The sequence below is a fragment of the Tepidibacter hydrothermalis genome, from assembly GCF_029542625.1.
In the GTDB taxonomy this organism is placed as follows: Bacteria; Bacillota; Clostridia; order Peptostreptococcales; family Peptostreptococcaceae; genus Tepidibacter_A; species Tepidibacter_A hydrothermalis.
On sequence record NZ_CP120733.1, the window covers coordinates 2394735 to 2413671 of the forward strand.

Below are 18937 nucleotides of genomic sequence, written 5' to 3' on the forward strand. Positions count from 1 at the left end.
GATACCACCTCCTATTTAGAAGGATATCTATTCCATAATTCCGTTTTTCTTAAATAAAGACTTAACAGTATCAGTTGGTTGAGCACCATCGTTTAACCATTTAGAAGCTCTCTCATCATTTATTTTGATTTGCTTTGGTTGAGAAACTGGATTGTAGTATCCGATTTCTTCGATGAACTTACCATCTCTCGGAGAACGAGAATCAGCAACAACTATTCTATAAAAAGGTTTCTTGTTAGCACCCATTCTTTTTAATCTTATCTTAACTGCCATGTGTTTCACCTCCCTTAAAATTTATAATTTATTTCCAAAGAAAGGAAGTTTCATTTTTCCTCCCTTTTTCATACTCTTTTCTAAATTTCCAAATTGCTTCATCATTTTTTTTGTCTGCTCAAACTGCTTTACCAGTCTATTAACCTCATGTACCTTAGTTCCGCTACCATTTGCAATCCTTCTTCTTCTACTTGCATTTAGAATTGATGGATCTCTTCTTTCTTTTTTTGTCATCGACTTTATGATAGCTTCTATTCTACGAATTTCTTTATCATCAAAGCTTAGATTTTTTAGCTCTTTTGATCCACTCATTCCAGGAATCATTTCCATTATCTTATTCAAAGGACCTAAATTCTTTACTTGTTCCATTTGAGTTAAGAAATCTTCAAAATCAAATTCTTGATTTTTAATCTTTGCTTCTAATTCTTTAGCTTTTTTAACATCTATAGCTTGTTCAGCTTTTTCTATTAATGATAGAACATCTCCCATTCCAAGAATTCTAGATGCCATTCTATCAGGATGAAACGCTTCTAAATCATCAAGCTTTTCTCCCATACCTATAAACTTTATAGGCTTTCTTGTAACAGATCTTACCGAAAGCGCTGCTCCACCTCTAGTATCTCCATCTAGTTTAGTAAGAACAACTCCATCTATTCCTAATGCTTCATTGAAGTTTTCTGCAACATTTACAGCATCTTGACCTGTCATAGAATCTATAACTAATAGTATCTCATGAGGTTTAACCTCAGTTTTTATATTCTTTAATTCATCCATTAAAAGTTCATCTATATGAAGTCTACCAGCAGTATCTATAATAACAACATCATTATTATGACTTAGTGCATGGTTAATTCCTTCTTTTGCTATATTAACAGGACTTTCTTTATCTCCCATTGAAAACACAGGTATTTCAAGTTGATTACCTACAACTTGTAGCTGTTTAATAGCCGCTGGTCTGTATACGTCACAGGCTACTAATAAAGGTTTTTTACCTTGTTTCTTAAGTAATCCTCCTAGTTTTCCTCCAGTAGTAGTTTTACCTGCTCCTTGAAGTCCAACTAACATTATTACAGTGGGAGGCTTTGACGCAAAGCTTATTTTACTTTGAACATTTCCCATTAAATCTGTAAGTTCTTCATTAACTATCTTTATTACATGCTGTCCTGGAGTTAAGCTTTCCATTACCTCTTGGCCTACTGCTCTTTCTTTAACTTTATTTACAAACTCTTTTACAACCTTAAAGTTAACATCAGCCTCAAGAAGTGCAAGTTTTACCTCTCTCATAGCATCTTTAACATCTTTTTCATTCAATTTACCCTTGCTCTTTAATTTCCCAAGAGTATTTTGAAGCTTCTCTGCTAATCCTTCAAAAATCATCTCAACAACTCCCTACAAATTTCTTCTAAATTTTCAATCTTAGGGACTAAACCATTAAAATTATTATCAACTTTAATTTCTTCTTTTATATCAACAACTTTTTCATACAAGCTTTCCATTAGCTTATTTCTTTTATTGAATTTTTCTACGAGATTTAGTTTTTTTTCGTAATCCTGTAAAATCTTTTCAGCTCTTTTTAAAGTGTCATAAACCCCTTGTCTTGAAATTTCAAGATTTTCGCTAATCTCACCTAATGAATAATCCTCATAGTAGTATAGATTGACTGCTTCTCTTTGTTTTTCAGTTAAAAGTTCTTTATAAAAATCGAATAAAATACCCATCTCTATGACTTTATTTAATTCCATATCAACACTTCCTAAAGAATTATAAGTGTAAAGCTTGTCGCCTTTACAGATGTATTTTATATCAGATAATCTATCTTGTCAATAATTTTATTAATTTTCGTCACCAAATAATGCTTTTACAAAATCTTTTGAGTTAAAATCTTGAAGATCTTCCATTTGTTCTCCAACTCCTATTAGTTTAACAGGTACATTAAGTTCTGATTTAACAGCAAGCACAACTCCACCTTTTGCAGTTCCATCAAGTTTTGTAAGTACTATACCAGTTATGTTAGCAGCCTCTTTAAACACCTTTGCTTGAGAGATTGCATTTTGACCCGTTGTAGCATCTACTACTAGTAAAACTTCTTTACTAGCTTGAGGATATTCTCTATCTACAATTTTAAATACCTTTCCTAATTCATTCATAAGATTTTTTTTGTTATGAAGTCTACCAGCTGTATCACAAATCAATACATCTGCTTTTCTAGATTTTGCTGCAGCTATTGCATCAAATATTACAGCTCCAGGATCTGATCCCTCTGAATGCTTTATAATATCTACTCCAACTCTATCTGCCCAAACTTCTAATTGATCAATGGCTGCTGCTCTAAATGTATCTCCTGCTGCTAATAATACATTTTTTCCTTCTTTCTTAAATCTGTTAGCCATTTTCCCTATAGTAGTAGTCTTTCCTACTCCATTAACTCCTACAACTAATATAATAGCTGGAGATGGTTCTATGTTAAGATTTGATTGTTCATCACCTAACATATCAGAAAGTATTTCCTTAAGTTCATCTCTAACATGTATTGCATCAGTTATTTTTTTACTTTTCACTCTATCTTTAAGCTGCTCTACAATATCCATTGTAGTATTAACACCTACATCAGATGTTATAAGTATTTCTTCTAAATCTTCGAATAGTTCTTCATCTATTTTTACATATGATTTTAAAAGTTGATCCACTCTATCTGTTATACCTTTTTTAGTTTTAGATAATCCATCTTTAAGTCTTGAAAACAAACTTACTTTAGATTCTTCCTCTTCAACTTCCTCTTTAACTTCTTCAACTTCCTCTTTAACTTCTTCAACTTCCTCTTTAACTTCTTCAACTTCTTTTATTTCTTCTTTTTTAGTTTCTTCTTTTTTAAGTTCTTCTAATTTTTCCTCTACTACTTCTTCTAAATCCTGTTCAACATATTCATCAACACTTATTTCATCTACTTTAAGTTCCTCTTCTTCATGTTCTTCTATAATCTCTTCTTCATTTGGTTGAACTTCATCTTCTTTAGATTCTTGTATTTCTTGTTCAATTTCCTGAATCTCTTCTTCTATTTCTTGCTCTTCAATTTCTTGTTCTATCTCCTGCTCTTGAATTTCTTGTTCTATTTGTTGATCTTTTTTCTTGAACTTATCAAATATCTTTTTAAACATAATTTACCTCCTAGCTGGCATTTTCATTAGTTAATTCTTGCGCTTGTTCTAATTTTAAACTTATTACTTTAGATATTGCTTTTTGTTCCATAGTAACACCATATATATAATCCGATACCTGCATAGTTCCTCTTCTATGAGTTATAGCTATAAACTGAGTATCTTTAGCTAAATCTTTTAAAAATTCTCCGTATCTATATATATTAGCATCATCAAGAGGTGCTTCAATCTCATCTAATACACAAAATGGTGTCGGTCTTGTACTTATTATACTAAACAATATAGCTATTGCTGTTAATGCTTTTTCTCCTCCAGATAAAAGATTTATATTTTTAAGTTTTTTGCCAGGAGGTTGTGCTATTATTTCTATGTCACTTTGTAAAATATTAGATGGATCTACTATCTTAAGCTCTCCATAGCCTCCACCAAATAACTTTTTGTAAATAACCATATAGTACTCGTTTATCTTCTCAAAATTAGCACTAAATTCACTTCTCATATTACATTCAAGGTCTACTATTAATTTTTCTATTGATTCTATAGATTTTTCTAAATCTTTCTTTTGTTCCTCATAAAAATCATGTCTCTCTTTTACTTCTTTATACTCTTTTATAGAATCTAGATTTACATTTCCAATTCTCTTTATTTGATTTTTTAGATTTTCTATGTTTTTCTTATCTATTTCTAGTTCATCATTTTTTAAGTGTATAGCATCTTTAAATGTAAGCTCATAATCTTCCCATAACTTATTAAAATAATTATCTTGGCTGACTTCAAGCTTATCTATTTTTGATTCTATTTTGTACGCACTTTCTTTTAACTGGATATAATTTTCTTCTTTTGCTTTAAAATCTTCTTTTTTGTCTTTTATCTTTTTTAATATATTTAATTTATCATTTTTATAATCTTCATACTTCTTATTAATATCTACCATCTGTTCATTTAATTCTTCTTTTTCAACTTTTATTAAAATCTTCTTTTCACCAACGTTTTGCTCTTCTAATTTTGCGTTTTTTATTTCTTCTTCTTTTATAGCTATATTATTTTTCAAATCACTTATATAATCTTTACTAATTTGAATTTGATTTTGATTATTTTCATATATTTGAGTATATTTAGCTATTTCTAGCTGTACTTCATTTAAAATTTTTATGTCAGATTCATATTTTTGTTTGTATTCTTGTTTTTTAATCTCTATATCCTTTATAGTTTGCTCTATTTCAGATGTTTTGATATCAATCTCTTTTATTTCTTCATTTAATTTATTTATCAATTCGTTTGTGTATGAAAGATTATCATTAAAGCCCGATTCTTCTTTTTCTAATTTAACTTTTGTCTGCTGAATTAAATCTATATCTTCTTTTATATTATTAATATCTGAATTGATTTTAAAGATTATTTTCTCTTTTTCTTGTATAGATACTTCTAAATTAGATATATTATTTCTCTTTGTTTCTAATTCCTGTTCTGTATTAACTTTATTTTCTAACAGATTTTGTATTTCTACTTTTTCTTTCTCTATATTTTCTTTAAATTCTTCTATTATTCTTTTTCTAGATAATAGATTATTAACTGATTTTACACTACCACCAGTCAATGACCCTCCTGCGTTGAATATATCTCCTTTTAGTGTTACTATTCTGTACTTATAATTAGTCATTTTACCTAGTTTTATAGCGCAGTCTATATCATCTACTAATATAGTTCTTCCAAGTATATTTTCTATTATATTCTTGAATTCATCCTCAAACTTTACAATATCACTTGCTATTCCTATTAATCCGTCCATAGAAGGTAATTCCTTTATGTTTACCTTTCTAGACTTTATTATATTCATAGGTAAAAATGTTACCCTTCCAAGGTTTCCTTGTTTTAGATATGAAATAGCTTGTTTTGCACTGTATTCATCTTTTGTAATTACATTTTGAAGAGACGATCCCATGGCCACTTCAACAGCTACCTCATATTCTTTGTCTACTTTTATAACCTCTGCAACAGCACCCTTAATTCCTGGAAGCTTTTTATTTTTAAGTACCTCTTTTACACCTCTATAAAAGCCTTCATATCTATTTTCCATATCAACATATACATTTAACTTAGACTTGTATTCATTTATTTTAAGTTTTTTGTTATTGATACTAGATTCGATATTTTTAAGATTTGCAATAGATGAGTTTAGACTATTTATCTCTTCCTTTTTATTTAATCTCAAACTTTGAATAATATCATTATTCTTTTTTTCAATTTCTAATCCATTTTGTAATTGAACTTTCTTTTCTTCAATTTGCAAGCTTATCTCATCTATATTTTGTCTAACTTCTATTTTTCTATTTTGTATATTCTCAACATTGGTATTTAAGCTTGAAAGTCTTATGTTTTTATTGTTTTTTTCATCTAATAAATTTATTGCATCATTTTTTAAGTCTTCAATTCTTTGCTCTATAGAATTTAATTCAAGCATACCTTTATCTGTGCTTCCTTTTATTGAAGTCTTGCTTTTATTTAGATTCTCAAGATTTAAAAATAATTTATCACTATCATCAATTAAAGAGTTTAGTTCTTCTTCTTTTTTAATTTTTTTAGATTTTAACTCTGATAGTTCTTTTTCATTTCTCTGTTTGTTGATTTGTATATTATTAATTTTTTCATCTATTAAATTCAAGTCTGCTATCTTTTTATCTATGGCTCCCTGAACTTGATGTATAGATTCATTAGACTCAGTTATTTTAATCTCTAATCCATCCAACTTTTTTTCTATATCAATAAGTTCTGCCTCTTGACTTTTCTTTGTTTTTTCTAAGTCAACAAGCTGCTCAGAAAGTATATTGCTATGATTGTTTATTTCCTTTAACTCAACATCAAGTGTTTCTATTTCCCTTATATAAGAGTTTACTTGAAGCACTTTAAGCTCATCACTAAGCTTTATATATTTCAAAGACTTATCCTTTTGTATCTCTAAAGGTTTTAATTGATTTTCTATTTCATAAAAAATATCATTTATTCTCTCTAAATTTTCTTTTGTATTTTTAAGATTTTTTTCTCCTTCTTGCTTTTTATATCTATATTTAGATATACCGCAAGCCTCATCAAATACTTTTCTTCTATTATTAACATTATTTCCTAGTATTTCATCAATCTTTCCTTGTTCTATTATAGAATATCCTTCTCTTCCTATTCCAGTATCAAGAAGCAATTCTTTTACATCTTTTAATCTACAAGCTTTATTGTTTATATAAAACTCACTCTCTCCAGATCTATATGCTCTTCTCTTTATACTAACTTCACTGTAATCAATATTTATTATATTTTCACTATTATCTATAATAAGAGCTACTTCACAATAGTTCATAGGCTTTTTATTATCAGCACCTATGAATATAACATCTTCAAGTTTATCGCCTCTTAGACTCTTTATGCTTTGTTCTCCAAGAACCCATCTTATAGCATCTAACACATTACTCTTACCGCTTCCATTAGGACCTACGATAGATGTTATTCCTTTTTCAAATATTATATCCGTTTTATTAGGAAAGGATTTAAAGCCCTTTAATTCCAACCTCTTTAAATACAAAAAAATCCCCCCAATTAAATGTTATATAGATTGTATAAATTCTTGTATATTTCATTTAAGCTTGTCTTATTTAAAACTTCATTATACCCAAAACAAAACTCATCTACATCTAAATTTTCTTCTTTAACAGACATTTTCACATTGTATCTTTCATATAAGTATATTATATTACTTTTTTTATTTCCAACTATTTTTGATACATTCTTTTTATTTACATAAACAATGATAGATTTTTCTATATCCTCACTTTTTATTACATTCTCTATATAGTCTCTATATATTCTAGCTTCAATAAGTTCTCTAAGAGATGGATGATGTGGTCCGCATACAACGTCTTTTCCAAGAGATATATCTTCTGTAGTTTGAAGCCCAACTCTTATTACCTTTATATTTTCTAATTGAAACTTTATTAGAAGCTTTTTAGATATTTCTATAGTATTATCTAAATCAAATGGACTATATTTATTTTCTTTATATAGCTTTTCAAGACCTGTATCCTTTACTACAAGTGTTGGATATATTCTTACAAAGCTAGGTCTTAAATCTATGAATTTATTAGCTGTTTGAATGCATTTTTGCTCAGTATCACTTGGAAGGCCCAACATCATTTGAAGTCCAAGTTCAAATCCGTATTTTTTTATAAGTTTTACAGCATTTAATACATCATCTTGAGAATGACCTCTTATACTTTGTTCTAATACATCATCGTCCATAGATTGAACCCCAAGTTCTATAATACTTACTTTATGTTCTTTTAAGTTATCAAGTATGGCTTCATCTATGCAATCTGGTCTTGTTGAAAGTCTTATATCTTTTATTATTCCCTTATCGACATATTCTTTAGCTACAGACAATAATTCCTTTTGAATATTCATATCTATAGCAGTAAAACTTCCTCCAAAAAACGCAACCTCTATATGTAAATCTCCATTCATGGTCTCTAAATATTGCTCAATTATATTTTTAACGTCATTTGCACTAACATCAGTTGATACCCCAGTTATTTTCTTTTGATTACAAAAAATACAATCGTGGGGACATCCCTTGTGAGGTACAAATACTGGTATTATTCTTCTTTTCATTAACAACCAACCCTCTTCAATGCTTGTTTTGCAGCCATTTGTTCTGCTTCCTTTTTACTTTTGCCGCCACCTTTTCCTAAAATTTCTTTTCCAAGTCTTACCTGAATAATAAACTTTTTATTATGATCTGGACCAATTTCCTCCATAACATCATAAGTTATTCTCTCATTAGTCTGACTTTGAAGTACTTCTTGAAGATGTGTTTTATAATCTCTAAATATTTTACCTTTTATAGAATCTTGTATTATATCTTGCATATGATTTATTATAAAATCCCTAGTCTTTTCAAGTCCACCATCTAAATAAATAGCTCCTATTATTGCCTCTGTAGCATCTGCCAATATAGATATACGCTCTCTACCACCTGTTACCTCTTCACCCTTACCTAGTAATAGGTATTTTCCAAGATTAATTTTTTTTGCAAGTTCACTTAAAGATTCCTCACAGACTATATTCGCTCTAATTTTTGTAAGTTCTCCCTCTGGTAAATTCTTATTGTTTTCAAACAAATAATGACTAACTACTATTCCTAGAGCTGAATCACCTAAAAACTCTATTCTCTCATTATATTGTATATGTCCCTTTTTATTTTCATTTGCATAAGAACTATGTGTTAACGCCTCTAATAAATAACTCTTGTTTTTAAATGTATATTGAATTTTTTCTTCTAATTCTTTTTCATATCTTTTCATTTGTTTATTAATTATCATTCTATTATACCTCCTAATTTTGAAGGAACTCTTATCAAATTATAGTTTACTATTTCTAACACTATCTTGTAAAGAAATTTAAATAAAAAACGACTGCTAAAAGCAGTCATTTTTTATACAAACTTCTTTATTATTCACCACAGTTACAATCGTGATCTTCTCCTGAATGACAATGACCATCACAGCAGTCATCTTCAGCAAATAATATTACTTCTTTGCAGTTAGGGCAAAGAATATCTACATCTTCATCGTATAATAATTCTTCGTCTATTTCTACATCTTCTTTACAAGTCGGACACTGGAATTGAACGTAACTAAATTCTTCATCTTCATCCAATTCATCTTCATAAATTTCATCCTCTAAATCTTCTAAGTCTTCGTCTATAGTCTCTATGTATTCAGATATTTCATTTTGTTCTTCTTCAATTTCAACTATAGCATCTGCAAAATCATCTAAAATATCAACAATACTTATCAATAATTTTCCTTCTTTAGTATTTTCATCAACACCTAATCCATCTGCTAATCCTTTTAAGTAAGCTACTTTCTCATATAAATGTTGCATAATATATACCTCCTTAGAAATCTGTATTTTATTCTATCTATGAATTATACCCAACAAGCAAGTATATTAAACTCTTGATAAATATTCTCCAGTTCTAGTATCTATTTTTATTTTATCTCCCATATTTATAAACATAGGAACTTGAACTATAGCTCCAGTCTCAACTGTTGCATTCTTAGTTACGTTAGTAGCTGTATCTCCTTTTACTCCTGGCTCTGTTTCAGTTATTTCTAACTCAACAAAGTTTGGTGCTTCAACTTGGAACGCTTGTCCTTCGTGGAATCTTATAGTAGCTGAATCGTTCTCTTTTAAGAACTTTATAGCATCTTCAACTTGAACGTAGTTAAGTGGAACTTGGTCGAAAGTTTCGTTATCCATAAAGTAATATAATTCTCCATCGTTATATAAGTATTGCATTTGCTTAGTTTCTATATTAGCTTTAGGGAACTTATCATTTGGATTAAAAGTTTCCTCTCTTATAGATCCTGTCTTTAAGTTTCTATACTTAGTTCTAACGAAAGCTGCTCCTTTACCTGGCTTAACGTGTTGAAAATCAATTACTAAACACAGTTCTCCATCCTTTATAAAAGTAACTCCTTTTCTAAAATCACCTGCTGAAACCATTGTTATCCCTCCATAATTTAAATTTCTAGTAAGATAGTTCTATTAATTCTTTAGTCGAGCTAGATAATACTTCATATCCATTGATTGTAATTACAATCAAATCTTCTATTCTAACTCCTCCAAAATCCGGAATATATATACCAGGTTCATCTGTTATTATCATTCCAGGTAAAAGAGTGTTTTGTGCATTTGGGTTCACATTAGGCATCTCATGTACTTGAAGCCCTACTCCATGGCCTAAACCATGCCCAAAATATTCTCCATAACCTGCCTCTGTTATGACGTCTCTAGCAATCTTATCTAGTTCATAACCAGTCATACCTGGTTTTATATTTTCTAAAGCTCTCATTTGAGCATTTAAAACTGTATTATATACTTCTTTTTGTTTATCACTTGCCTTTCCTACAACTATTGTTCTAGTCATATCTGAGCAATATCCATTATATACGCAACCAAAATCTAATGTCAAGAAGTCGCCTTTCTCTATTATTTTGTCACTTGCAACTCCATGAGGAAGAGAAGATCTCTTTCCTGATGCCACTATAGAATCAAATGATAATCCAGTAGCTCCTTTTTTCTTCATAAAGTACTCAAGTTCAAGAGCAACCTCCATTTCAGATATACCTGGCTTTATAACCGTTAGTATATGAGAAAAAGCTTCATCTGCAATACTTGCAGCTTTTCTTATAATATCTATTTCTTTTTCATCCTTTATAGCTCTTAGAGCAAGTATATAACCTTTTAAAGGAACGAATTTTATATTTTCAAGTTCTTTGCTAAATCTCGAATAAGTTGCAAAGTCCATATAATCATCTTCAAAACCTAAGCTTTTGATATTCATATCATTCAAAAACTCTGTTACAGGCTTTTCTCTTGATATTTCTACTATTTCAAAGTCTTTACATTGATTAGTAGCCTGTTGTATATATCTAAAATCTGTGAAGAATAAATTTTTATCTTGTGTTATAAGAGCATATCCAGTAGTTCCTGTGAACTTTGAAACATACCTTCTATTTTCAGGTTTATAAATTAACACAGCATCTAAATCAGTATTTTTCATATACTCTCTTAATTTATTTATTCTATCCATTATTTTTCACCCCTTATGTAGTTTAATATACTATATAAGCCTAGTATATAACTATAGAATCCAAATCCTGTTATTTGTCCTATACACGCTTTTGCTGTAACACTTTTTTGTCTAAACTCTTCTCTTTTATGAATATTTGAGATATGAACTTCTACAAAAGGCTTGTCTACAGATTTTATAGCATCGTAAATAGCATAACTATAATGTGTATAAGCTCCTGGGTTTATCACTATTCCATCATATGTATTTATACTGCTTTGAATTTTATCTATTATTTCCCCTTCGTGATTACTTTGAAAAAATTCTACTTTTATATCCAGTAATTTTGCTTCTTCTAATATTAATTTATATAAATCTTGAATTGTATCTTTACCATATATATCTGTTTCTCTTTTTCCTATTAAGTTTAAATTAGGACCATTTAATATTAGTATATTCTTCATCAAAACCCCTCTAGTATCAAAAATGTTATATTTTCCTTACATATAAAGTTATACCATTATATAATATCATATTTCACCAAAATTTAGTAGTATATTAGACACTACTTCATCTATATTTTTGCCATCTGTATTTATTTCAAAATGACAACATCTTGAGTATTTATCTATTCTAGATTTTAAAAGAGATTCTATTTTTTGTTTTTTATTTTCAACCTTTAGTAATGGTCTTTCTATTTTAGATTTTTCTAAGTTTCTTATTATAGTATCTGTACTAGCTTTTAACCACACAACCCTTCCCATTTTTCTAAGCAATTCTATATTTTGATCATTACTTATTATACCTCCACCAGTTGACAATATTATATTTTTTTTATTTGAAAGTATTTCCAAACTCTGCTTTTCCAAATTTCTAAAATATTTTTCTCCCTTTTTATTAAATATTTCCTTTATACTCATATTTTCTTTTTGCTCAATATACATATCTGTATCTATTAATTCCATATTTAATTTTTTAGAAAGCGACCTTGAAACACAGCTCTTACCAGTTGCCATAAATCCTATTAATACTATATTTTCCACTTTACTCATCTCCATTATGAGGATTTTGAGATACTTTTTCTATAGCTTTTATAATTTCGCTTATTATTTTTACATTTGACTCATTCGTACTCTCATCTATTTTTATAAATACATTGCCTATTTGAGTAACTCCATATCTAGGCTTTAAATTATTAAGAGCTATAGCCTTTATATCCAAAATGCATCTATCACACTTACATATATCTTGGTATTCCTCTAATAATTTTTTTAGATGTATATCCACTAAATCCTCCATATAATTTTTTAATTTTTCCAAAACAACTCCCCCTACTCATTATAATAATTCCTAAAATAAACTAAAAAGCTAGTGTTTATAATTTGCTTATCCTTTTCTAATTTTAATGAAATTTTTGCACCACTTCCATTATCTATATTTTTTATGTTTATATTTTCTATATAATCACCAAATTCATATCCATTATAATTCAAATTTTTTTTTATGAAAATCTTTTTTTTATTATATATATGATATATGCTATTCATATGTCCACCTACATTAAATCTTACTTCTTTTATATCTACTTCTTCAAATTTATTTGGGTCGATTTTTTTACCATTTTTGTCTATAATACTCTCTATTCCAGACGATAAGTATAGATTGTTCTCTATAAAACTTTGTATCATTTGAGCTTGTTCTTGTATTTCTATGTTTGAATATGAAATATTGTATACTTTAGTGCTAAATATAAATACACTGAATACAATCATAAGTAAAACTCCTATAAGCCCTATAGATATTATAAGTTCTATAAGTGTTATGCCCTTTTTATTCATATATACCCTCTTTTATTAAAACCCGTCCACTCATCGGAACTATTGTTATTATTTTAATTTTCTTATTGGTTTTATCTTTTATTTTTATGGTCTCCCCTTTATGTCTAATAACTCCATTTAACCCAAAGTCTATTTTTTCAACCCCATAAGTTATTTCTGTATTTGGTGGAAGTTCAACTTTTTTCTTTATTTGTTTAGACTCCTTCAACACATATGAAACAGTGCCTTTTGGTGATTTTTCGTAATATATTTTTGTAGAATCATCATAATTCATATTCTTTATTCTAGTATACCGTATATCACTGCATAATTGCCTTATAAATGAATCTATTTTATAATCTCTTATATTTATTTTGTAGGTCGGTATTAATGATATAACCATAATTAAGGTTATAGTTATCAATAATTCTATCAAAGTTACACTCCTTTATTATCCATCTTATTTCCTCCTAAACCAATCTCTAAGACCAATTAAGCATCCTATATTATCTTCATTATATATATCATCTTTATTTGGTACATCTATGTAATAGCCTTGCACTATTTCGTTAATCATTTTATTCTTTGTATAAGAAGATACTATTTTAAAATTAATTTTATCCCCTTTTATATCAAAGTTCTCATCTAGAATCCTTAGTTTTACATCTTGTGAGTTTAATTTTTTTATGTTTTTTACTAATCTGTTATGATATTTAATTTTTAAAAAGCATTTTTCATATTGTTCTTTAAATATATAATTTAATTTTTCATCTATTTTTTCTTTATTTATCACAAAATGTATTCCAAATTCATCCTCTCTCAAATCTATATACTCACTGTCTAATCCTTGTCTTTCTTTATTTTTTTCTTCCTGCACAAATTTATCATACTCATTCTCCAAAAAATCTTCTACTTTATTATTTGCTGTTTCTATACTAAAATCAACATGCTTTACAACTTCTAAATACGATTTATCGAGATATCCTTCACTTATATAAAAACCTTCTTTTGATTTAACATAAATATCCTGTATCTCATAATTTGTTATGCATATGTTTATTAAAGTCATGCTAATTAACATAACTAGCATAAAAAGTAAAAGCGAACTTATCAATATATATCCCTTTTCATTTTTCATGTATCAATTCCTTATAACCTTTAAAGTTTTTAAATTTACAATTTCTTTTTCATTTTTTTTAACTTTAACAGATAGTTCAAACAGATGGTCTCTATCATGCTTCTTATTTATATCTGTATCGACCTCATACTTACCATAAATTTCATTCTGATCTTTGTATTTCATAAATTCTTCATCATCTTGATTCCTTATTGTTTCTATATATTCTTGAGCTATATTTAACGCTTCTATTTTCTCTTTTGACTTTACATTAATCATTACACAATTTGTAATTATAGTTAAAAATACAACTACTGTTATTTGAATAAGAGCTAATGATATTATAATTTCCATCAAAGTCAAACCTTTATTGTTCATGTGTCACCTGCCTTCAAATGGATTATTGACTTTTAATTGGTAAGTGATACATAAATTTTTCTATAAAAAATACCTAATAAACTTTTCTCTTAAAATTTTTATATTAATATTTTAAAAGTGTAAAAATGCTATTTATTAAAATACCACTACTGAGTTAAATATTTTTATAAAACTAAAGATTACACCTTATTAAATATTCTAAAACTTCTAAACTCGCTTAAGCTCAAACAACGAAGTTTCTTAACGGATATTTAAACAGCATAATCTAAGTTTTATTGAAAAATATTTAAACCAGTAGCTAACATTTTAATAAATAGCATTTTTTAATCTACCAACTGCTATCGCAGTCTATCTATAACGAATATATTCCCCTTCATGATTCTTCTTGCAATAAATTTACTATGTCTTTTCTATTCTTACAATCATTTTAATATAAATTTATCACTGTTTTACAATAAAATTATAAAAAAGGCTCTTAATTAGTCCCTAAAACGGTATTTGAGGATTAGTTGAAACTATAAAAAATCTATAGATACTCTTTTTTTATGAGAAACCCCTATGTTATTCAAAACTATGTTTTACATACTCATTATTTAATTTTATATATTTTTTTTATTTCATTTGCTTTTATTTCTAGTTTTTCAACCAACATTACATATTCATAAATGATATTACTAAAAGTACTTAAATCTTGGTTAGAAACTTTATCAATATGCCTTAATACTTGATCTGCAGTATAAAAATAACTACATTCAAGTACATCATTGATTATTTGTACTAAGTCTGTATCAACTAACGCTAAATATGGATATAGTTTTTTTGCAGAATTTCTACTTATATCAATATAATAAACTAAATATTGCGCCCAGTTGGCATAAATAAGTTTTAGTTTACCAGTTTGAGGATCATTATAAGTATTAACTACTAAAGGAGCCTCACTATGTGGATTGATTGCTGAAACTAGTTCTTTTATATGATTTTCTGAAATTTGTCCGTTTATACCTGTTTTTTGCTGCATATCATTAATAATGTTAGATTTACTACTAATAATTATTCCAACATGTTTTAAAATATAAGAATGAATCATTTTTTTTGATCTTTTCTCTGGAAGAAATGCTACTAAATAAAAAATATATGAAACTAGATAAGATAGACTCAAATTGTAGAATACGTTACAAACCCTATCTCCACCTTCAAACCATTCAGGGGCATTATAAAATATAAACTGTGTTGTTATTATTATAGTAATAGCTGCTACCAAAAGAATGTTTAACACATTATTATAAATAAAATTTTTTATATTATTACTCATATTAAAATTACATCTCCTTTTAAAAAAATACTTACTTCTAAATAATACTTTAAATACAATCACTGTTTAAATTGTATAACAATATGGTATTTTTTTCAAAATAAATCATGGTGATCTAGAATTTTTTTAACTATGCTTTAAATTTATGTTTAGGTCATAGTTTATATCTAAATCACAAAATAGTGTTAAATTCTTACATATACTTTGCGTCTGGTGACAAGGTTGCTGGTTCCACTCCAATAAAGAAGCTTTTATATCTCAAAATGTAAACCTCAAATAATAACTTTTTAAAATTTATTAAAAAAAGCCATCTTCATTTTTAAAGATGACTAAAGTATTCTTACATATTTAATTTCTTAAATCACTTCGCATAATGTTACGTTATGATATCAAGTCTAACTACACATATATATAGTTCTACGAGGTAAGCTTGAATTTTATAATATAGTAAATACCATTAAAACTTTCTATAAAAATGTTAGTGAATGTTTTTAGATATTTTGACCAATATAACTTAGTTTTTGGCGTTTAATAATCTGTTAAAAAATTTGTGTGTCTGACCGTAGGGAGTTCGTAAATTTTAAGATTATTAACAAGACAAAAGCTTAGTTATATTCAAAATATCGTTACATTCACGATATTTTTATAGATAGTTTTTAATAACCCACTGAACCAAAAAAAGAACCCACATTTCATTTATACGAAATCTAGGTAATCAGTTTTTTAATTATCTATTTTAGTTCTTCTAGTTTCATCTTACTCACAACATCTTCTTTAATTTTTTCAAAACTAATTGGAGTATAATCAATACATTCAACACTTACATTGAAAAATTGTTTACTCTCATATTTCAAATTATGTATGTGCCCATGTATATTCATATACGGCATATTGTCATTTAAATACATTGGTTCATGTGATAATATGTAAAAATCATTATAAATTATAGAATAGTTAATTACCTCATCAAATCCTACACTTTTCCACCAATGTAAGGATCTTTCATTATCATGATTACCTAGAATTAATACTTTATATCCATTTAATGAATATATTATTTCAGCAGTTTTTTCTTTATCATAGAAAGAAATATCTCCTAAAACAAAAACTTTATCATCTTTTTTCACAACAGAATTCCAGTTTTTAATAATAGTTGCATCCATTTCTTTTATATTTTTAAATGGTCTATTTTCATACTTAATAATATTGCTATGCCCAAAATGCATATCAGAAATAAAATAAATATCCTGCATTTATATAACACATCCTTTATATATTTAGTATAGTACACTGTAAACTTAATTAATTATATTTATAAATATAATCTACAATCTAACTATTTTTATACTTAACTTTTACTCTACCTAAGAGCTATATATTAATATTATAATACCAATCTATATCTTAAACTTCAAATCAATATAAATATATCACATACACTACATTAATATACAAAATAAAGCTTATCAAAATAACTACATAAGTAGTATTATTTCAATAAGCTTTATTTAAGGATTCAATATTAAAGTTTATTATTAAAATCTAAGTTGTTCAACTTCATACAAACATTCTCTATCAGGTTTTACTTCAGTCCATATATAAAAAGCCTCAAGTGCTTGATTTATAAGCATATCTATTCCACCTAAAGTGTTTAGATTATTCTCTTTTGCCCATTTCAAAAATCTAGTTTCCTTTGGGTTATACACTATATCACATACTAAAATATCTTTATCAATGTTTATTGTATCATCTATTGGAATTTTATCTATGTGGGGAGACATTCCTAGTGATGTTGTATTTATTAATATATCTATATTTTCTAAGTCTTCCTTAGTTATATTTATATCCCCTATTTTAACAATAGATTTAAAGTTTTCATTTATAGTAATGGCTATACTTTCTGCTTTATCTAATGTTCTATTTCTAATTTCAATAGACTTTGCATTATTATTTGCTATTTCTACAGCTATACTTCTAGCTGCTCCTCCAGCTCCTAATATCATTACATTTTTATCTTGTATTTTATACCCCTTACCTATTACTGAATTTACAAATCCAATTCCATCTGTATTGTATCCTATTAGTTTCCCATTATCATTTTTTATAGTATTAACTGCTCCTATTAGCTTAGCATTAATATCTATCTCATCTAAATACTCCATAATGTCTACCTTATGAGGTACAGTAACATTAGAGCCTTTAATTTTTAATGCTTTTATAGAATTCACTGCTTCTTTTAGACAATCTTTATCTACATCGAAGCAAATATATTTTGAGTTTATGTCGTATTTTTCAAATAATGTGTTGTGTATACTCGGTGAAAAACTGTGTTCAACTGGTTGCCCTATAAGACATATTAGTTTAGTACTACCATTTATCATATCTATCATCTCCTATAGGTACATTATACATTATCTACTAACAAATTTTGAACCCGATATTCTAATCGCAGTATTTACACAATTATATATAAGTATAATCACGAATATATTTGTGAAAGATGTAGGCAACACTATAGTTAAAAACAGTGTTTTAAACGAAGCTGGAAGACCTACTATAACAAGTGCTGATATTAAAAATACACTTCCACTTACTATCGTTGCTAAAAATCCTATTACTGCTACACTTATTTGTTTCTCTTTATACTTTCCTATTAGCTTAACCATTAGATAAACTGCTATACAAGTTACAATTTTATCTATAACGTTGGCTATTTGTCCACCTGGGAATGTGGTAGTCATAGCTGTCATGAAACCACCCAAAACCCCTGTCAAAAGAGTATTTTTAAGTTCACAATTTATTAAAATGGCTACAACCATCATAGCAAGCATCAAATCAAATTTCATACCAGCTGCAATTCCAGGCATTATTCCGTGTAGTATAAATCCTATAGCAAGTAATAAGGCTGTTAATATATTTTTTCTTAAATTCATATGAATCTCTCCTTTTTTTTATTATTTAATCAACTAAAACACCAATCTCCTTCAGTTCATAACATATATATCAACCCCTTATGGTTTTTTTGTATAAAAAAAAGCCTATCATCCCTATAAAAGGGACGAAAGACTTATAGTTTCCGCGGTACCACCCAGATTAAATAGCTCATAGCTATTTCACTTTAACAGATACGAAGATTTCTCTTGATATCCTGTTTCTGTAACGGGAAACCCCCGGCCGTGGCTAATTTCATTTGATTTCACCTAGCTTCTCACAGGTCCATTCATTAAAAGGCTAACAATGGGACTTTCACCAATCTCCCACTCG

21 protein-coding genes and 1 other annotated feature (1 of these 22 running past the window's edge) are annotated in these 18937 nt (G+C 27.7%); all 21 genes read right to left on the reverse strand.

What is annotated here, in order from left to right; genetic code table 11:
- Nucleotides 1-27: 27 nt before the first annotated feature.
- The 21 genes from rpsP to P4S50_RS11390 all read right to left on the reverse strand — a co-directional run bounded on the left by rpsP (nucleotide 28) and on the right by P4S50_RS11390 (nucleotide 18606).
- The gene (rpsP, locus tag P4S50_RS11290; protein ID WP_277730888.1) at nucleotides 28-273 is read right to left on the reverse strand and encodes a 30S ribosomal protein S16; all 246 of its coding nucleotides are present in this window, start codon (nucleotides 271-273) and stop codon (nucleotides 28-30) included.
- A gap of 21 nt (nucleotides 274-294) precedes the next feature.
- On the reverse strand, nucleotides 295-1650 hold the full coding sequence (ffh, locus tag P4S50_RS11295) for a signal recognition particle protein (RefSeq protein ID WP_277730889.1): 1356 nt from the start codon (nucleotides 1648-1650) through the stop codon (nucleotides 295-297).
- Nucleotides 1647-2015 (reverse strand): YlxM family DNA-binding protein, encoded by a 369-nt coding sequence (gene ylxM / locus P4S50_RS11300; protein WP_277730890.1) that lies wholly within the window; start codon nucleotides 2013-2015, stop codon nucleotides 1647-1649. The genes ffh and ylxM overlap by 4 nt, the downstream gene beginning before the upstream one ends.
- A 90-nt stretch (nucleotides 2016-2105) precedes the next feature.
- On the reverse strand, nucleotides 2106-3428 hold the full coding sequence (gene ftsY / locus P4S50_RS11305) for a signal recognition particle-docking protein FtsY (RefSeq protein ID WP_277730891.1): 1323 nt from the start codon (nucleotides 3426-3428) through the stop codon (nucleotides 2106-2108).
- Between the two features lie 10 nt (nucleotides 3429-3438).
- Nucleotides 3439-6999, reverse strand: a complete 3561-nt coding sequence (smc, locus tag P4S50_RS11310; protein ID WP_277730892.1) for a chromosome segregation protein SMC — start codon at nucleotides 6997-6999, stop codon at nucleotides 3439-3441.
- 14 nt (nucleotides 7000-7013) lie between these two features.
- The gene (locus P4S50_RS11315) at nucleotides 7014-8081 is read right to left on the reverse strand and encodes an elongator complex protein 3 (RefSeq protein ID WP_277730893.1); all 1068 of its coding nucleotides are present in this window, start codon (nucleotides 8079-8081) and stop codon (nucleotides 7014-7016) included.
- Complete coding sequence (gene rnc, locus P4S50_RS11320) at nucleotides 8081-8791, reverse strand: ribonuclease III (RefSeq protein ID WP_277730894.1); 711 nt, start codon at nucleotides 8789-8791, stop codon at nucleotides 8081-8083. Before rnc ends, P4S50_RS11315 begins: the two co-directional genes overlap by 1 nt.
- A 130-nt stretch (nucleotides 8792-8921) precedes the next feature.
- Nucleotides 8922-9356 (reverse strand): CD1247 N-terminal domain-containing protein, encoded by a 435-nt coding sequence (locus P4S50_RS11325; protein WP_277730895.1) that lies wholly within the window; start codon nucleotides 9354-9356, stop codon nucleotides 8922-8924.
- A gap of 66 nt (nucleotides 9357-9422) precedes the next feature.
- The gene (gene efp, locus P4S50_RS11330) at nucleotides 9423-9980 is read right to left on the reverse strand and encodes an elongation factor P (protein WP_277730896.1); all 558 of its coding nucleotides are present in this window, start codon (nucleotides 9978-9980) and stop codon (nucleotides 9423-9425) included.
- Between the two features lie 25 nt (nucleotides 9981-10005).
- The gene (locus tag P4S50_RS11335; RefSeq protein WP_277730897.1) at nucleotides 10006-11070 is read right to left on the reverse strand and encodes a M24 family metallopeptidase; all 1065 of its coding nucleotides are present in this window, start codon (nucleotides 11068-11070) and stop codon (nucleotides 10006-10008) included.
- Nucleotides 11070-11513 carry a type II 3-dehydroquinate dehydratase gene (aroQ, locus tag P4S50_RS11340; RefSeq protein WP_277730898.1) on the reverse strand — a complete coding sequence of 148 codons (444 nt, stop codon included), beginning with the start codon at nucleotides 11511-11513 and terminating at the stop codon, nucleotides 11070-11072. Before aroQ ends, P4S50_RS11335 begins: the two co-directional genes overlap by 1 nt.
- 66 nt (nucleotides 11514-11579) lie before the next feature.
- On the reverse strand, nucleotides 11580-12092 hold the full coding sequence (locus tag P4S50_RS11345) for a shikimate kinase (protein WP_277730899.1): 513 nt from the start codon (nucleotides 12090-12092) through the stop codon (nucleotides 11580-11582).
- Between the two features lies 1 nt (nucleotide 12093).
- Nucleotides 12094-12369 carry a late competence development ComFB family protein gene (locus tag P4S50_RS11350; protein WP_277730900.1) on the reverse strand — a complete coding sequence of 92 codons (276 nt, stop codon included), beginning with the start codon at nucleotides 12367-12369 and terminating at the stop codon, nucleotides 12094-12096.
- Nucleotides 12370-12380: 11 nt separating this feature from the next.
- A complete protein-coding gene (locus P4S50_RS11355) occupies nucleotides 12381-12887 on the reverse strand; it encodes a PilW family protein (protein ID WP_277730901.1) in 507 nt (168 codons plus the stop codon).
- Nucleotides 12880-13302 (reverse strand): hypothetical protein, encoded by a 423-nt coding sequence (locus P4S50_RS11360; RefSeq protein WP_277730902.1) that lies wholly within the window; start codon nucleotides 13300-13302, stop codon nucleotides 12880-12882. The genes P4S50_RS11355 and P4S50_RS11360 overlap by 8 nt, the downstream gene beginning before the upstream one ends.
- Before the next feature lie 24 nt (nucleotides 13303-13326).
- Nucleotides 13327-14004 (reverse strand): hypothetical protein, encoded by a 678-nt coding sequence (locus P4S50_RS11365; RefSeq protein WP_277730903.1) that lies wholly within the window; start codon nucleotides 14002-14004, stop codon nucleotides 13327-13329.
- 3 nt (nucleotides 14005-14007) lie between these two features.
- Complete coding sequence (locus P4S50_RS11370) at nucleotides 14008-14361, reverse strand: hypothetical protein (RefSeq protein WP_277730904.1); 354 nt, start codon at nucleotides 14359-14361, stop codon at nucleotides 14008-14010.
- Between the two features lie 589 nt (nucleotides 14362-14950).
- A complete protein-coding gene (locus tag P4S50_RS11375) occupies nucleotides 14951-15673 on the reverse strand; it encodes a hypothetical protein (RefSeq protein ID WP_277730905.1) in 723 nt (240 codons plus the stop codon).
- Between the two features lie 731 nt (nucleotides 15674-16404).
- On the reverse strand, nucleotides 16405-16926 hold the full coding sequence (locus tag P4S50_RS11380; protein WP_277730906.1) for a phosphoesterase: 522 nt from the start codon (nucleotides 16924-16926) through the stop codon (nucleotides 16405-16407).
- Between the two features lie 282 nt (nucleotides 16927-17208).
- Complete coding sequence (gene aroE / locus P4S50_RS11385) at nucleotides 17209-18054, reverse strand: shikimate dehydrogenase (protein ID WP_277730907.1); 846 nt, start codon at nucleotides 18052-18054, stop codon at nucleotides 17209-17211.
- Between the two features lie 30 nt (nucleotides 18055-18084).
- The gene (locus P4S50_RS11390; protein ID WP_277730908.1) at nucleotides 18085-18606 is read right to left on the reverse strand and encodes a tryptophan transporter; all 522 of its coding nucleotides are present in this window, start codon (nucleotides 18604-18606) and stop codon (nucleotides 18085-18087) included.
- Between the two features lie 118 nt (nucleotides 18607-18724).
- Nucleotides 18725-18937, reverse strand: a binding site (T-box leader) (it continues 47 nt past the right edge of the window).

Bases quoted from the DNA above. Each gene is read 5' to 3' on its own strand.
- rpsP (WP_277730888.1), bottom strand. From the start codon at position 273: ATGGCAGTTAAGATAAGATTAAAAAGAATGGGTGCTAACAAGAAACCT.
- ffh (WP_277730889.1), bottom strand. From the start codon at position 1,650: ATGATTTTTGAAGGATTAGCAGAGAAGCTTCAAAATACTCTTGGGAAA.
- ylxM (WP_277730890.1), bottom strand. From the start codon at position 2,015: ATGGAATTAAATAAAGTCATAGAGATGGGTATTTTATTCGATTTTTAT.
- ftsY (WP_277730891.1), bottom strand. From the start codon at position 3,428: ATGTTTAAAAAGATATTTGATAAGTTCAAGAAAAAAGATCAACAAATA.
- P4S50_RS11315 (WP_277730893.1), bottom strand. From the start codon at position 8,081: ATGAAAAGAAGAATAATACCAGTATTTGTACCTCACAAGGGATGTCCC.
- rnc (WP_277730894.1), bottom strand. From the start codon at position 8,791: ATGATAATTAATAAACAAATGAAAAGATATGAAAAAGAATTAGAAGAA.
- P4S50_RS11325 (WP_277730895.1), bottom strand. From the start codon at position 9,356: ATGCAACATTTATATGAGAAAGTAGCTTACTTAAAAGGATTAGCAGAT.
- efp (WP_277730896.1), bottom strand. From the start codon at position 9,980: ATGGTTTCAGCAGGTGATTTTAGAAAAGGAGTTACTTTTATAAAGGAT.
- P4S50_RS11335 (WP_277730897.1), bottom strand. From the start codon at position 11,070: ATGGATAGAATAAATAAATTAAGAGAGTATATGAAAAATACTGATTTA.
- aroQ (WP_277730898.1), bottom strand. From the start codon at position 11,513: ATGAAGAATATACTAATATTAAATGGTCCTAATTTAAACTTAATAGGA.
- P4S50_RS11355 (WP_277730901.1), bottom strand. From the start codon at position 12,887: ATGAATAAAAAGGGCATAACACTTATAGAACTTATAATATCTATAGGG.
- P4S50_RS11365 (WP_277730903.1), bottom strand. From the start codon at position 14,004: ATGAAAAATGAAAAGGGATATATATTGATAAGTTCGCTTTTACTTTTT.
- P4S50_RS11370 (WP_277730904.1), bottom strand. From the start codon at position 14,361: ATGAACAATAAAGGTTTGACTTTGATGGAAATTATAATATCATTAGCT.
- P4S50_RS11375 (WP_277730905.1), bottom strand. From the start codon at position 15,673: ATGAGTAATAATATAAAAAATTTTATTTATAATAATGTGTTAAACATT.
- P4S50_RS11380 (WP_277730906.1), bottom strand. From the start codon at position 16,926: ATGCAGGATATTTATTTTATTTCTGATATGCATTTTGGGCATAGCAAT.
- aroE (WP_277730907.1), bottom strand. From the start codon at position 18,054: ATGATAAATGGTAGTACTAAACTAATATGTCTTATAGGGCAACCAGTT.
- P4S50_RS11390 (WP_277730908.1), bottom strand. From the start codon at position 18,606: ATGAATTTAAGAAAAAATATATTAACAGCCTTATTACTTGCTATAGGA.